This window comes from Streptomyces sp. NPDC047525 (assembly GCF_040643025.1).
Classification (GTDB): domain Bacteria; phylum Actinomycetota; class Actinomycetes; order Streptomycetales; family Streptomycetaceae; genus Streptomyces; species Streptomyces durmitorensis.
The window spans coordinates 467,352-481,744 of the sequence record NZ_JBEYTL010000006.1 but is presented as its reverse complement, the minus strand read 5'-3'; the positions used below and the strand labels follow the sequence as shown (position 1 = coordinate 481,744).

The 14,393-nt window shown below is 71.3% G+C and carries 12 protein-coding genes; 5 read left to right on the top strand and 7 right to left on the bottom strand.

Annotation, left to right across the window (positions count from 1 at the left end; genetic code table 11):
* Window positions 1–18 precede the first annotated feature (18 nt).
* From ABZ833_RS20340 to ABZ833_RS20325, 4 genes are read left to right on the top strand one after another with little or no spacing between them, the layout of a single operon-like run.
* Entirely contained in the window at window positions 19–1,383 is a 1,365-nt protein-coding gene (locus ABZ833_RS20340; protein WP_361048528.1) for a sugar ABC transporter substrate-binding protein, read from the top strand.
* Window positions 1,380–2,198 (top strand): rhamnogalacturonan acetylesterase, encoded by an 819-nt coding sequence (locus ABZ833_RS20335; RefSeq protein WP_361048526.1) that lies wholly within the window; start codon window positions 1,380–1,382, stop codon window positions 2,196–2,198. Before ABZ833_RS20340 ends, ABZ833_RS20335 begins: the two co-directional genes overlap by 4 nt.
* A gap of 2 nt (window positions 2,199–2,200) precedes the next feature.
* A complete protein-coding gene (locus ABZ833_RS20330; protein ID WP_361048524.1) occupies window positions 2,201–3,499 on the top strand; it encodes a polysaccharide lyase family 1 protein in 1,299 nt (432 codons plus the stop codon).
* A gap of 58 nt (window positions 3,500–3,557) precedes the next feature.
* Complete coding sequence (locus tag ABZ833_RS20325; RefSeq protein ID WP_361048522.1) at window positions 3,558–4,676, top strand: pectinesterase family protein; 1,119 nt, start codon at window positions 3,558–3,560, stop codon at window positions 4,674–4,676.
* On the opposite strand, the gene ABZ833_RS20320 is transcribed toward ABZ833_RS20325, so the two are convergent.
* From ABZ833_RS20320 to ABZ833_RS20305, 4 genes are all read right to left on the bottom strand, one after another.
* The gene (locus ABZ833_RS20320; RefSeq protein WP_361048520.1) at window positions 4,600–5,835 is read right to left on the bottom strand and encodes an MFS transporter; all 1,236 of its coding nucleotides are present in this window, start codon (window positions 5,833–5,835) and stop codon (window positions 4,600–4,602) included. The genes ABZ833_RS20325 and ABZ833_RS20320 overlap by 77 nt on opposite strands.
* 64 nt (window positions 5,836–5,899) lie before the next feature.
* Window positions 5,900–7,615 carry an ABC transporter ATP-binding protein gene (locus ABZ833_RS20315; RefSeq protein ID WP_361048518.1) on the bottom strand — a complete coding sequence of 572 codons (1,716 nt, stop codon included), beginning with the start codon at window positions 7,613–7,615 and terminating at the stop codon, window positions 5,900–5,902.
* Window positions 7,612–9,378, bottom strand: a complete 1,767-nt coding sequence (locus ABZ833_RS20310) for an ABC transporter ATP-binding protein (protein WP_361048516.1) — start codon at window positions 9,376–9,378, stop codon at window positions 7,612–7,614. Before ABZ833_RS20310 ends, ABZ833_RS20315 begins: the two co-directional genes overlap by 4 nt.
* Window positions 9,375–10,835 carry an MFS transporter gene (locus ABZ833_RS20305; protein WP_361048514.1) on the bottom strand — a complete coding sequence of 487 codons (1,461 nt, stop codon included), beginning with the start codon at window positions 10,833–10,835 and terminating at the stop codon, window positions 9,375–9,377. Before ABZ833_RS20305 ends, ABZ833_RS20310 begins: the two co-directional genes overlap by 4 nt.
* 139 nt (window positions 10,836–10,974) lie before the next feature.
* Between ABZ833_RS20305 and ABZ833_RS20300 the strand changes: the two genes are divergently transcribed.
* Window positions 10,975–11,649, top strand: coding sequence for a helix-turn-helix domain-containing protein (locus ABZ833_RS20300; protein ID WP_361048512.1), 675 nt, complete (start codon window positions 10,975–10,977; stop codon window positions 11,647–11,649).
* A gap of 53 nt (window positions 11,650–11,702) precedes the next feature.
* Here ABZ833_RS20300 and ABZ833_RS20295 read toward each other — a convergent pair whose 3' ends face one another.
* From ABZ833_RS20295 to ABZ833_RS20285, 3 genes are all read right to left on the bottom strand, one after another.
* Window positions 11,703–12,545, bottom strand: coding sequence for a pectate lyase (locus ABZ833_RS20295; protein WP_361048510.1), 843 nt, complete (start codon window positions 12,543–12,545; stop codon window positions 11,703–11,705).
* Between the two features lie 107 nt (window positions 12,546–12,652).
* On the bottom strand, window positions 12,653–13,534 hold the full coding sequence (locus tag ABZ833_RS20290) for a hypothetical protein (RefSeq protein ID WP_361048508.1): 882 nt from the start codon (window positions 13,532–13,534) through the stop codon (window positions 12,653–12,655).
* A complete protein-coding gene (locus ABZ833_RS20285) occupies window positions 13,534–14,067 on the bottom strand; it encodes a SigE family RNA polymerase sigma factor (protein ID WP_249591609.1) in 534 nt (177 codons plus the stop codon). The genes ABZ833_RS20290 and ABZ833_RS20285 overlap by 1 nt, the downstream gene beginning before the upstream one ends.
* Window positions 14,068–14,393: the final 326 nt, after the last annotated feature.

Genomic DNA, 14,393 nt, shown 5'->3' with positions numbered 1-14,393 from the left:
TGAAGAAGAGAGCCGACCATGAACATCACCATCCGTGGAAACAGAAACAGCAGCAGAAACAGAAGCCGTCGCGCGGTGGCCGCCGTCGCCTTCACCGCCGCGTTCGCGCTGACCGCCACCGCCTGTGGCGACGACGGCAGCGGGGCCGGCGGGGACAAGGGCAAGGAGGGTTCGGGGAAGGGCGAGATCACCTTCTGGGACAACAACGGCGGTGTCCGCACCGACGTCTGGAAGGAGATCATCAAGGACTTCGAGGCGAAGAACCCGGACATCCACGTCAAGTACGTGCCGATCCCCGCCGAGAGCGTCCAGTCCAAGTACGACACCGCCATCCAGGGCGGCGGCCTGCCGGACGTCGGCGGTGTCGGCGCCGCGATGCTCGCCGGGATCTCCGCGCAGGACGCCCTGGAGCCGCTGGACGACCGGCTGAGCCAGAGCTCGCTCGAGGGCAAGCTGAACCCGGGCATGGTCGACAGCGTCCGGGCCGCGGGCGGCGGCAACCGGCTCTTCACGGTGCCGACGTCCGCGAGCAACGGCGTGCTCTACTACCGCACCGACCTGTTCAAGGCCGCGGGCCTCGAAGCCCCCACCACCTGGAGCAAGTTCTACGCCGCGGCCAAGAAGCTCACCGCCAGGGACGACAACAAGTTCGGGTACACCATTCGCGGCGGCGAGGGTTCCATCGCGCAGGCGCTCGACGCGGCCTACGGCCAGTCCGGCATCGGATCGTTCTGGGACGGCGACAAGACCACCGTCAACGACCCCAAGAACGTGGCGGCGTTGAAGAAGTACGTCGCGCTCTACAAGAACAACACCCCCGCGGCCGACGTCAACAACGACTTCAAGAAGATGAACGCCCAGTGGGACACGGGCCAGATCGGCATGCTCAGCCACAACCTCGGCTCCTACACGGACCATGTGAAGGCGCTCGGTGAGGGCAAGTTCCGCGGCCTGCCCAACCCGACGACCGACGCGGGCGTCCGCGTCCAGGTCTCCAACCCCGTCGACGGGCTCGGCCTGTTCAAGTCCAGCAAGAAGAAGGCCGCGGCCTGGAAGTTCATCGAGTTCGCGGCCTCGCACGAGTCCAACAGCAAGTGGAACAAGTCGGCGGGCGCCATCCCCGCCAACACCGCGGCCTCCAAGGACGCCTGGGTGAACGAGGCCGAGCCGACGAAGCTGGCCGCCGCCGCGCTCAACGACGGCTCGCTGAAGATCGTGCAGCTGCCGTACTACCTGCCCGACTGGAACACCATCAGCAAGGCCGACAACGAGCCGAACTACCAGAAGGTCCTGCTCGGCAAGATGTCCGCGAAGGACTTCCTCGACACCCTCGCCGAGCAGCTCAACAAGGCTCAGGCCGAGTGGAACGACCAGAACAAGTGACAGCGCGCCCCGCGCACGGCGTCGGCCGACGCCGTGCGGTCGCGGCCCTCGCGAGCCTTCCGCTCGCGGCGGCCGCGGCCCCGGCCGCCCTCGCCCGCTCGTCGACGACCGCTCCCACGAGCACGCTCTACATCGCCGGGGACTCCACGGCCGCGCAGAAGTACACCGACGCGGCCCCCGAGACCGGCTGGGGCATGGCCCTTCCCTTCTTCCTCCACGACCGCGTCAGGGTCGCCAACCACGCGATGAACGGCCGGAGTTCGAAGAGCTTCGTCGACGAGGGCCGCCTCGCCGCGATCCTGCGGACGATCGGACCCGGCGACCGCCTCCTCGTCCAGTTCGCGCACAACGACGAGAAGAGCGCCGACCCGACGCGCTACACCGAGCCCTGGTCCACGTACCAGGACTACCTGAAGCAGTACGTCGACGGGGCGCGGTCCCGAGGCGCGCGGCCGGTGCTCGCCACCGCCGTCGAGCGCAGGAAGTTCGCCGCGGACGGCACCGCGCAGCCCACCCACGGCGAGTATCCGGCGGCGATGCGGGCGCTCGCCAAGGCCGAGGACGTGCCGCTGCTCGACGTCCAGGCCCTGTCGCTCGCCCTGTGGCAGAAGCTCGGCGCCGAGGCGACCAAGGCGTACTTCAACTGGACCGCCACCGAGCAGGACAACACGCACTTCAATCCGCCGGGCGCGATCGCCGTGGCACGCCTGGTGGCGGCCGAGCTGCTGCACCGCGGGGTGCTCGCGCCGCGTGACGTGCGACGGCTCGACGACGCGATACCCGACTCCTGGATCACCTGGCCGGAAGGACCGTGACGATGAGGACGACAAGAACGACGCGCAGGGCTGTCCGCGGATCTCTCACCCTGCTCGCGGGGTGCACCGCGCTGGTCGTGGCCGTCACGAGCGCCCCGGCCTCCGCCGCCGGGGCCCGCGACGTGCTGCCGCCCCGCGACGGCTGGGCGTCCGCCGACGGCGGGACCACGGGCGGCGCCGGTGCCGATGCCGCACACAGGTACACGGTCAGCACCTGGGAGCAGCTGCGGGCCGCGCTCGTTGACGCCCCCGGGGCTCCCCGCGTCATCAAGGTCAAGGGGACGCTGAACGCGACGGCCGCGGGCTGCGCCGCTTTCGAGGCCGACGGCTACGACTTCGACCGGTACCTCGCCGACTACGACCCCGCCGTGTGGGGCCGTGACACCCCGGTGAGCGGCGCTCAGGAGGACCTGCGAGCGGCATCGGCGGCCCGGCAGGGCGCGGCCATCAAGGCGTACGTCCCGGCCGACACGACCATCGTGGGTGTCGGGAAGAACGCCGGGATCACCGGCGGCAGCCTGCAGATCCAGGGCGTGGACAACGTGGTCGTCCGCGATCTCACGCTGGAGAGTCCGTTGGATTGCTTCCCGCAGTGGGATCCCACGGACGGCGCCACCGGGGCCTGGAACTCCGAGTACGACAGCATGGTCGTTTACGGCTCGACGCATGTGTGGGTCGACCACAACACGTTCACCGACGGCGCGCACCCCGACAGTTCGCTGCCGTCCTACTACGGCGAGATCTACCAGCAGCACGACGGCGAGCTGGACGTCGTGCGCGGCGCCGATCTGGTCACCGCCTCCTGGAACGTCTTCGCCGACCACGACAAGACCCTGATGATCGGCAACAGCGACAGCGCGGGCGGCACGGACCGCGGCAAGCTGCGGGTCACCCTGCACCACAACGTCTTCCGGGACATCGTCGAGCGGGCACCGCGCGTCCGCTTCGGCCAGGTCGACGCCTACAACAACCATTACATCGTCCCCGCGGGCGGCTATCAGTACTCGTTCGGCATCGGCCAGGAGTCTCAACTGGTCGCCCAGAAGAACGCGTTCACGCTTCCGGAGGGGGTCAGCGCGGCGAAGATCCTCAAGAAGTGGAAGGAGGCGCCGGTCACCGCCGACGCCAACTACGTCAACGGCAAGCGCGTCGACCTCATCGCCGTCCACAACGCGGAGATTCCCGAGGAGACCCTCGCGTCGGGTGCGGGCTGGACGCCGAGCCTCAGGACGCGGGTGGACGACCCGCGCAAGCTGCCCGGACTGCTCGCGCATCAGGCGGGCGCGGGCAAGCGCCGCTGACACCTCTCCCTCCCCCTCCCGGTACCTCCTCACCGAGCCGCACAGCGAAGGATCAGCCATGCCCTCGCACCACACCCCTGTCCCCCTCGGAGCGGGCTTCAGCCGGCGCACGCTGCTCACCGCGAGCGCGGGCGCCGGCGCCGCCCTGGCCATCGGTCACACCTCCCCCGCCCGTGCCGCCGCACCCCGCCCCGCCCGCCGGACGCTGTACGTCGACCCGGCGGGACGCGGCGACCACACCACCGTCCAGGCCGCCGTGAACGCCGCCACCGGCACCGGCACCGGCTGGACGCTCGTCCTCGCCCCGGGCACGTACCGCGAGACGGTGACCGTGCCGGAGACTCTGGCCGGGCTCACGCTCGTCGGCGCGAGCGGCGACCCGCGCGACACGGTGATCGTGTACGACAACGCGGCGGGCACCCCGAAGCCCGACGGGTCCGGCACGTACGGCACCAGCGGCTCGGCCACCACGACCGTGCGGGCCGCCGGTCTCACCGCCCACGCGATCACGTTCGCCAACGACTGGCTGCGCGCCGACCACCCCGACTACACCGGAACCCAGGCCGTCGCCCTCAAGGTGACGGGCGACCGCTCGGCGTTCTTCCGCTGCCGCTTCCTGGGACATCAGGACACCCTCTACGCCGACACCGCGGACCTGGGTGCCTTCGCCCGCCAGTACTTCCGTGACTGCTACGTGGAGGGAGACGTCGACTTCGTCTTCGGCCGGGCCACCGCCGTCTTCGAGCACTGCCGCTTCCACACGCTCACCCGCGGCGATCTGGCAGCGGCGCCGTACGGCTTCGTCTTCGCGCCGTCCACCGCCGTCGCCAACCCGCGCGGCTACCTGGTCGCCCGCAGCCGGGTGACGAGCGGCGCCCCGGACGCGTACTACAAGCTGGCCCGCCCCTGGGTCCCCACCTCGGACACGACGGCCCGGCCGATGCTGACGGTGCGCGACACGCATCTGGGGCGCGGCATCGACGCGGTGAGCCCGTACGCCAACATGCGGGACGCGCATCCCTGGCAGGACCAGCGGTTCGCCGAGTACCGCAACACGGGGCCGGGTGCGGCCGTGACGGTCCCGGCGAACCGGCCCCAACTCACCCGCACCCAGGCCGGGTCCGCGACCCGCGCCGCCTACCTGACGGACTGGACGCCGGTACGGAAGGGCTTCTGAGCAGCCACAGCCACAACGCCGCCCCCACGAACTGGAACACGGCGATGCCCAGCATCAGGCCATCCGCGCCGAGTTGACCGGCGAACACCCCGGTCAGCGCCGCACCACCGGCGGACGCACCGATCTTCAGGCTGCCGCCGGTGGTGTTGACCTGCCCGAGCCGGTCCGGCGGCGACTCGCGCTGACGGAGCATCAGCGTGGCGGCGAAGAGCGGCCCCTCGGCCAGACCCGCCCCCACGCAGACGGCCCACGCCCAGGGCAGCGACGGCACCACCGCCAGGGCGGCGACCGCCGTGCCGAATCCCAACAGGCCTGCCATGACGGCCCGTTCGGACCTGCCGGGCGTCAGCCACCGCGACGCCGCCAGCGTTCCGACGAGGGATCCCACGGCGAAGAAGGCGATGAGCTGCCCGCCCGCCGCGGGACCCGCCCCGATGTCCTGGCCGAGCAGCACCGCCGCCACCGCGAACCCGCCGTACCCGAACCAGGCGAACATCGTCGACACGGTCAGGGCCCGCAGCACCCGGTTCTTCCCGAGGACCGAGAGCCCGCCCGTCACGACCTGCGCGAGGCCGGGCCGTGTCCGCTCGCGCGCGACAGGGGGCCGGGCCTCCGGCGGCGGGATCCGCAGCAACGGGAGGAAGAGCAGGCCGAGCACGGCGGCTGCCACGGTCACGGTCCCGGCCTGTCCCCCGCCCGCGAACGCGGCGACCAGCGCGGCGAGTCCCGGCCCGGCGATGGCCGCGACGTTGTAGCTCGACGCCTCCAGGCCGTACGCGCGCGAGAGCCGTTCGGCGGGGACGAACCTCGGCAGCAGGCTGGTGAGCGCCGCCACGACCGGCTCGACGCAGCCGACCACGACGGCCACCATCAGCACGAGCACCAGCGGCGAGCGCCCCGCCGACATCATGAGCAGGGCGATCGCGACGGCATAGCCGCACGCCAGCGCGATCACAAGACGGCGCGGCCGGTCCGTCCGGTCGAGGGCATGGCCGATGACCGGCCCGCTCAGCACGTACGGAAGCGTCATCGCGGTCTGGACGAACCCGGCGCTCGCCGCGTCCCCGGTGCGCGCCTGCACGGTGAGCACCAGGGCGGTCGCGGCCCCTTCGGCGGACACCCTGAGCAGCGTGGCGGCCGTCAGATGCGAGCGGAGCAAGCGGGTCCCCTCTGAGCCTCGATCACGAGGACCGATGCATGAGGCACCGATCCATGAGGTCGACTCAATCACTCGCCGCCGGTGTCAGGGAGACGTTCCAGAAATCGGCGTAGCGGCCGCCGTGGCACAGCAGTTCGTCGTGGCTGCCTTCCTCGACGATGCGGCCGCCGTCGAGGAAGACGACGCGGTCGGCGCGTTGGACGGTCCGCATGCGGTGCGCGACCATCACGACCGTCCGGCCCGCCATCAGGCGCTCGATGCCCTCGTGGACGGCTGCCTCGTTCACCGGGTCAAGGGCGGAGGTCACCTCGTCCAGGAGCACGATGGGCGCGTTCTTCAGGAGCGCGCGTGCGATCGAGACTCGCTGGCGTTCACCGCCCGAGAGGAGTGCGCCGCCCTCGCCCACGTGCGTCGCCCATCCGCCGGGCAGTCGCTCGATCACCTCGTCGAGGCGTGCCGCTGTGGCCGCCGCCCGCACCTCGGCCTCGTCGGCGTCGGGACGGCCGATGCGGATGTTCTCCTCGATCGTGCCGTCGAAGAGGTAGACGTCCTGGAAGACGATGGCGATCCGCGCCATCAGGACCTCGGAGCTGACGGCGCGCACATCCGCGCCTCCCACGCGTACCGCGCCCGCGTCCACGTCGTGGAACCGCGCGAGCAGGTGCAGCAGGGTGCTCTTGCCCGCACCCGAGGGTCCGACGACGGCGAGCCGCTGCCCCTGGGGCACGGACAGCGACGCGTGGTCGAACACCGTGCGCTCCCCGTGCCGGAAGGTGACGGACGCGAACTCGAGTCCGTGACCGGCCGGTTCGACCGGTTCTGCGGGTTCCGGCAGCGGCTCGGTGCGCAGGACCGTGTCGAGCTTCACGAGGACGGAACGCGCGCCGCGGAGTCTGCCTCCGATGTCCGACAGCGAGAGGAGCGGGTCGGCGCAGCGGGCGGCGAGCACCAGGGTCGTCAGGACCTCGGCCACACCGATGTCGCCGCCGAGCGCGAGGTGGGCGCCCAGGACGAGGAGCCCGGTGAACATCGCCTGCACCGTGAGCGTCAGGCCCACCGCGCCGGGCAGCGCCGACAGCGTGGAGCGGCGGGAGGCGCGCTCGACCTCCTTGAGTGAGTCGTCGAGCAGGCCGAAGCGTTCGGCCGTGCGGCCGCCTGCCCGCAGCACCGGCTGGACCTGGAGATACTCGATGACCCGCCCGGTGGCCTGGTCGTCGCGTACGGCGCGCTCCGCGTCGCCCGCGGCCGTCGAGCGTGCCGTCCAGATCTGGATGGCCGCCACGATCGGTATCGCGACCGAAGCGGCAAGGCCCATCTGCCAGTTGAAGGCCAGCATCACGACGACGATCGTCAGGGGCGTCACGCCGGCGGAGATGAACGGCCCGAGCAGATGCGCGATCACGCTCATCGCCTGCAGGACGCCGCGACTCGCCAGGACGGACACCTCACCGACGCGGCCCGCCTCGTACCAGCCGATGGGCAGCCGGGCCAGATGGTCGCCGATGCGGTGGTACATACCGCGCAGCAGCGAGGTCCCGACGAGGAAGCCGGACAGATCGCTGACGTAGCGCAGCGCCGCGTAGAGCGCGATCGCCGCCCCGAAGGCGATCAGCCAGGGCCAGGCGTCGTCGGGCGTGCTGCCGAACAGGGCCCGCAGCACGGGCACCAGGAGCGCGTAGGAAAGGCCCTCGGCCATCGCGCTCGCCGTCATCAGGGTCACGGTCCGGCGCAACGGCCGGGCGTAGGCGCGTCCAAGGACGCGCAGGAGCATGCGAATCATCGGGGTCCGTCTCCTCGCGGTGCGCCGCCGGGGACTTCGGTCTCCTCGGCGAGCGCCGATCGGTGGGATTGCCAGAACGCGGCGAACCTGCCGTCCTGGGAGAGCAGTTCGGCGGGCCTGCCGCGTTCGACGATCACGCCGTCGTCCAGCATCACGACGGTGTCGGCGTCCGTGATCGTCTCCAGGCGGTGGGCGATGACGAGGACGGTCCGCTCGCCCTCCCGTGCCGCCAGGGCCCGGCGCACCGCCTGTTCGGTCTGCGGGTCGGCGAAGGCGGTCGCCTCGTCGAGCACCAGGACGGGTGTGTCGGCGAGGAGGGCGCGGGCGAGCGAGATCCGCTGTGCCTCGCCGCCGGAGAGGCCGGCGTCCTCGCCGATCACCGACTCGTAGCCGCGGGGCAGTTCGAGGATCCGGTCATGGATGTGGGCGAGACGGGCGGCGCGCACCACGTCATCGCGGTCGGCGTGCGGTACGGCGAGGGCGATGTTCTCCGCGATCGACGCCCGCAGGAGGCGTACGTCCTGGAAGACGAAGGAGACAAGGCGGTAGAGCTCACGGCTGCCGAGCTCACGGAGGTCGACACCGCCGAGGGCGACCGAGCCGTGGGTCGGGTCGAAGAACCGCGGCAACAGCCGCACCAGTGTGGACTTTCCGCTTCCCGACAGCCCGACGATCGCGGTGACCGTCCCCGGTTCGAGCACCAGATCGACCCCGCGCAGCACCTCGTGATCGGCCTCGTACCCGAAGCGCACGTCCCGCAGTTCCACCCGGTGTCCCTGCGGGACGGCGGGGTGCGCGGGCTCCGGCAGCGGCTCCACGTCGAGCACGTCCCGGATCCGGCCGACCGCGCGCCGGGCGGCCTGCATCTCGTCGAAGCCGTGGCCGAGGGCGGCCACCGGAGCGGTCAGCCCGAGACCGAGCAACAGGAAGGGCAGCAGATCGGCCGGGGCGAGGCCGCCGTCGGTGATCAGGGACGCACCGCCGATCAGGACGACGAGCAGGACGAACGGCGGCGAGAGCACCAGCTGCATCCCGGCGGCGATCCGGGAGATGCCGTGCACCCAGCGGTGGAACGTGCCGACGAAATCATCGGTGGCCGTGAGGAAGGTGCGATGGGCGCGCCCGGATCCGCCGAACGTCTTGACCACCGCGATGCCCTGCACGAACTCGACGACGGAGCTGGAGATCCGCCCCATGGCCGCGTCGAACTCCTCCTGCTCGCGCAGCCGGGTCGGCGTCATCATCAGCGGGACCAGTGCCACCGCGAGGACCACGGGGATCAGCGTGATCAGGGTGAGCCGCCAGTCGACGGCGAACAGATAGATCAGGGAGACCAGCGGCACCACGAACGCGGAGACGAGTTCGCCGGGGGTGTGGGCGATGAACGGGTGCACGGCACCCACGTCCTCCCCCACCACCTTGGCCAGTTCGCCGGTGCGGCGCCGGGAGAACCAGCCGATCGGTACGTGCCCGAGGCGGGCGGCCAATTGCCGACGGAACGTCAGTTGCACTCGCCCGTCGACGATGTGCCCGATCCCGGACGACGCGGCCGTGCACAGCAGCCGGACGAACAGACCGGCCGCACCCGCGATGACGACGGTCCACACATGCCCGCGGTCCACCGGTCCCGGCGCCAGCAGGGTGCGCCCCAGTTCGACGACCGCCAGCAGCGGCGCCAGACCCGCGACGGCGCCGATGACCTGCAAGATCACCACGGCCGCGAAGCTTCGGACATGAGGGCGCAGCAGCTCGCCGATGGTCATCGTTCTCCTGCTTTCGTCAGCCGGACGGAGGGCAGGTCGCGGCCGTCGGCAGGCTCGTCCTGTGAGGGCGGCCCGGTCCGCCGCAGGACGGTCAGGGCGACGAGGGCGGCGGCGACCAGAAGCGCGGCGCTGAGCGTCAGGCCGAGCGCGTATCCGTCGTTGAGGGACTCGGGGGTGGTGCTCGGGCCGGTGCGGTGGTGCGCCGCGGAGCCGACGGCGGCGAGCCCGAGGGAGGCACCGATCTGGCGTGAGCTGTTGAGCAGCCCCGACGCGGTGCCGGTCTCGTGGGGCGCGACGCCCGCGGTGGCGAGGGAGACGACCGGTCCGAGGCAGAGCCCGAAGCCGATGCCGATGGTGACCGAGGGGCCGAGGACGTCGGTGGTGAAGGAGCCGTCGGGACTGATCAGGCCGAACCAGGCGAGCCCGGTCGCGGTCAGCAGGGTGCCTGTGACCAGCAGGGTGCGGGGAGCGAGACGGTAGCCGAGCTTGACGGCGAGCACGGACCCGGCGACCACCGCGAGGGCCAGCGGCAGGAACATGACGCCGGTCCGTGCCGGTCCCGTACCGAGGACTTGTTGGAGGTAGAGGGACGCGAAGTAGAAGGTCGATCCCATGGCCGCGCCGACAAGAAGGGTGGAGGCGTTCGCGCCGACGACCGAGCGGTTGGCGAACAGGCCGAGCCGGACCAGTGGATCGCGGGAGGTGGTCCGCTCGACGTGGAGGAACGCGGCGAGCAGCGCGACGGCGACCGCCAGCGTGGTCAGGGTGACCGGCGAGGTCCACGCGTGCTGATCCGTGCGCACGACGCCGAAGACCAGCAGGGTCATGCCCGCCGTGACCAGGACGGCACCGAGCACGTCGGGGCGTCCGCCTCCTGCGGTCGGCGGCCCGGGGGCGATGCCGCGCCAGGCCACGGCCAGGGCGAAAGCGGCCATCGGTACGTTCACGAACATCACCCAGCGCCAGTCGGCGTACTCGGTGAGCACTCCGCCCACCAGGACGCCGAGGGCGCCTCCGGCGGCGTTCGTCGCGCTCCACACCCCGAAGGCGCGGACGCGGGCCCTGCCCGCGGGGAACGTCGCGGCCAGGAGCGCCAGCGCGGCAGGGGCCAGCGCGGCGGCCCCGATGCCCTGCGCGGCTCGGGCGGCGACGAGCTGGCCGGGCTCCTGGGCGAAGCCGCCGGCGAGCGAGGCGAGGCCGAAGAGGCCGAGGCCGAGCAGCAGGACACGCTTGCGGCCGTACCGGTCGGCGGCCTTGCCGCCGAGCAGGAGCAGCCCGCCGAAGGTGAGGGCGTAAGCGTGGACGACCCAGGTCAGGCCCACCGCGCTGAAGCCGAGACCGGCCGCGATCCGCGGGAGTCCGACGTTCACCACCGACAGGTCGAGGGACACCATGAACTGCACGACGGCCACCACGGCGAGCGTGAGCCCCGGCCTGACCACCGATCTATTCGTCATCGCGAACTCCGTTGCTGACGCCGCTCGTTAACTTTCGGAACATGTTCCGAAAGTAGCATCGAGACAGGCGGCTGTGAACACGAAGGCTGAATCCGCACCCGTATCGAGGCGGAGGAGGGCGGGGCGGCATGATGGGGCGATGGCCCGATCCCCCGCTCCGCACGGCCGCACAGGCCGGCCACCCCTGACCTCCCGCGCGCAGATCCTGGTGGCGGCCCGCGAGCTGATCGACACGGACGGCTGGGAGAAGCTGACCATCCGCCGTCTCGCCGCCGAGCTCGGCATCGGGGCGACGACCCTGTACCACCACATCCAGAGCAAGGACGATCTCCTGCTCCTGCTGCTCAATCACCACGTCGCCCAGATCGAGCGCCCCCCGTTGCCCGGCGACCCACGGGAGCGCATCGTCGTGGCCACCACCGCGCTGCACAACGCGCTCGCGGCGTGGCCATGGGCCGCGGAAGTCCTGTCGGCCGACGGTTTCGTGGGCCTCCTCGACGAATCGGCGATGTGGATGGTCGAAGCCATCGTGGCCGGAGCCGGCGACCACGGATGCACACCCGAGCAGAGCGTCGACGTCTTCCGCAGCCTCTGGTACTACACCGTCGGCGAGGTGCTCGTCCGCGCCCACTCCGCCCGTCGGCACGCCGCCGGCCGGCCCTTCGCCTACCGCGACGACCTCGACCCGTCCCAGGTGCCCCACCTGGCCGCCATCGGCGTCCGATGGGCCGCGCTGGCCGCACGGGACATCTACCCCCAGGGACTCCGCGCCTTCGTGGACGGACTGCTCGCGGAGGTCACGCCGACGGCATGACAGCAGAGAGCCACCAGCGACCGGCAGGTCACTGGTGGCTCGGGATGCCGCGGCTACTGGTAACTGATGTCCGACGCGCTGTACTTGCAGTACGTCCCGTCGGGGCCGCTGCCCGTCTCGTCGGGCTCGTCGCCCGAGTCGTTGCCCGTGTAGCGGATGCAGGGCTTGATCTTCTTGTCGTCGTCGCCGTGGATGCGGATCTTGCTCAGGGTCGCCGTGTCGCCGTAGTTGGTGTTGATGCCGACCAGGGACTTGCCGGGTGCGGTCACGTCCACGTCGTTGACGGTGATCGTGCGCTTGTACTGCTTGGAGCAGTTGCCGCAGGAGCGCACCAGCTTGCCGAAGTCCGAGACCTGGAAGCCGGTGATGTTCAGCTTGCCCGCGCCGTTGAACTGGAGGACCTTGTCGTCGGCCTTCTTCGCGCCGCCGCCGGTCACGGTGTACGTGGAGCTGGTCGACGTGCCCTTGAAGCTGGCCGCGTCCTCGCCGACGTCCTCCCACCACACGTTCTGGATGGTGCAGCTGCCCGAACAGTGCACGCCGTCGGCGGCCGGCTTACCGATCACGACGTTCTTCAGGACCGCGCCGTCCTTCAGCTTGAAGATCGGGTCCTGGCCCTCTTCCTGGCCGTCGCCGCCGAGGTCTCCGCTGCCGTAGAAGCGCTGGAGTCCGCCGTCGTAGGTGCCGGACACCTCGATGGTCTTGGAGACGGCCTTGTCGCCGGTGGGGGTGGGCCAGTCGGCCGCGGCGGTCGCCGCTCCCGCCGGGGAGAGCAGCACGTTGGCGCCCAGGGTGGCGCCGGTCAGCAGGAGCGCGCCGCCCGCCGCGCCCACGACGCGGCGGCGGGTGAGGCGGCGCTTGCGGCTGGTGCGCAGTTCGGCTCGTTGCGTGGTCATGGGGACCGCTCTTTCGCTGGGGGGATGACCTTGCGTCTGCTGGTCTCCGCCCGGGTACGGAAGGTTGCCGCCCTGCGGGAATTTCTCCCCTGGATGCTTCGGTGGTCTCAGGACGTGCGGGCGAAGTCGCCGCGCACCGCGGCCTTCCGGCCCGAGGCGGTCGCCTCCGCCGCGTACGTGTCCTCGCCCGCGTCCCTGCCGCCCTCGGCGTGGTTGTACTGGCCCGCGAAGACATGCTCCCCCGTGGGGACGGTCCGGCCCGCCTTCAGCGTCCAGCGGTAGACCAGCTCACCGCCCTGCTCCCGTACGGAGACGGTGAAGTCGTCGGCGGGCAGGGAGCGCCAGTTGCCCGCGTCGGCGACGCCGCCGGTCTGTGCGACGCGCAGTTCGACGGTGAGCGCGGTGAGCGGTTTCCCGGTCTTGAAGGTGAGGGTGCTCTGCGCCCAGAAGTCGTTGCTCTGCGGGTCGATGGATCCGTCGCTCCAGAGGTAGCCGTCCTCGACGCTCTTGGCGTCCGGGGCCACGCGCTGTGTGGAGGGCGGCGGATCGGCCTTCTCCGGCGGCCGGTTCGCGTCCCGGTCCGCGTCCTCGCCCTTGTCCGGCGCGCCCTTCGTCTCCTTGCCCGACGGGTCCGTGGGCTCGGCCGGCGGGCTCGACTTGGCGTGCGCGTCGTCCGGTACGGATGCCGAGGGGCTCGGCGCGGAGGTGGCGTCAGGGGCGGGCGGTGTGCCCACGGTGCTCGGCGGCGGCTCCTCGCCCTGGACGACGGAGGCGACGGCGTAACCGCCGAGCGCGAAGACTCCGGCCACGGCGGCCGTCGCGCCCGCGATCCGCAGCCAGGGGGCGGGCCGTGGCAGCCTGCCGCGGTGCGGGGCGCCGAGGTCGGCGGCGTCACGCTCCATGCCGCGCTCGACCCGGGCGAGCATCCGTTCCCGGTCGGGGCGGTGCTCTGCCGCGGCATCGCGCAGCCGCTTGCGTACGTCGTCCATCACTGCCTCCCTCCCACGAGTTGCGACGCGGCCAGGTCACCCAGGAGCCGTTGCAGCTCCGCCATCCCCTTGGACGTCTGGCTCTTCACCGTACCGACCGATATCCCGAGGGTGAGCGCGGTGTCCTTCTCCGACAGGTCGAAGGCGTGCCGCAGGACCACACAGGCTCTCTTACGGAACGGCAGCGTACGCAACGCCTCCTGGACGTCGACGACCGCCGGTACGTCGGGGTCGTCGACGCCCTCCGCGCGCTGCCCCCAGAACAGGGCCACGCGGCGGCGCTCGCGGACGGCGCTGCGGATGCGGCTGCGCGCCATGTTGGCGACGACGCCTCGGGCGTACGCGGCCGGGTGGTCGGCGGCGCGCACCCGGTCCCAGCGGTGCCAGAGCGCGACCAGGGCGTCCGCCGCGAGGTCGTCCGCGGCGTCCTTCTCGCCGGTCAGCATGTGCGCGAGGCGGGCGAGTTCGGCGTAGTGCCGCTCGAAGAAGTCATGGAACTCCGCGGCGGCTGCGTCATCGACGGCTGTCCCCACGGGTGACCTCATTTCTGTGCTTGCGCGGCTCTGCACACGCGCTGGTGGCCCCCGTGCCGCCGAGTGCGGTGCGCGAGCATAGCAACGTCTGTGCGAGAGATCGAACAACGTCCGGAATCCCAATCAGATCTGAGCCAGGCGGTTTGGGGCCATCCGACACGGTTCACTTCGGCCCGGCCTGTGGTCCGCACACTGCGGGTGTGGTCGTCACCGCACTCAATCTGACGGAAAGTCACTTCTCCGCCCCGAGTGCTGAATTGAACGGGACCACTCCACGTTCATCCTTTCGTCACGGTTCCGTCACTTTGATCGCACAAGTCCCGCCA

Coding starts and splice junctions, on each gene's coding strand:
- ABZ833_RS20340 (WP_361048528.1), top strand. CDS start 19: ATGAACATCACCATCCGTGGAAACAGAAACAGCAGCAGAAACAGAAGC.
- ABZ833_RS20330 (WP_361048524.1), top strand. CDS start 2,201: ATGAGGACGACAAGAACGACGCGCAGGGCTGTCCGCGGATCTCTCACC.
- ABZ833_RS20325 (WP_361048522.1), top strand. CDS start 3,558: ATGCCCTCGCACCACACCCCTGTCCCCCTCGGAGCGGGCTTCAGCCGG.
- ABZ833_RS20315 (WP_361048518.1), bottom strand. CDS start 7,615: ATGATTCGCATGCTCCTGCGCGTCCTTGGACGCGCCTACGCCCGGCCG.
- ABZ833_RS20310 (WP_361048516.1), bottom strand. CDS start 9,378: ATGACCATCGGCGAGCTGCTGCGCCCTCATGTCCGAAGCTTCGCGGCC.
- ABZ833_RS20305 (WP_361048514.1), bottom strand. CDS start 10,835: ATGACGAATAGATCGGTGGTCAGGCCGGGGCTCACGCTCGCCGTGGTG.
- ABZ833_RS20300 (WP_361048512.1), top strand. CDS start 10,975: ATGGCCCGATCCCCCGCTCCGCACGGCCGCACAGGCCGGCCACCCCTG.
- ABZ833_RS20295 (WP_361048510.1), bottom strand. CDS start 12,545: ATGACCACGCAACGAGCCGAACTGCGCACCAGCCGCAAGCGCCGCCTC.
- ABZ833_RS20290 (WP_361048508.1), bottom strand. CDS start 13,534: ATGGACGACGTACGCAAGCGGCTGCGCGATGCCGCGGCAGAGCACCGC.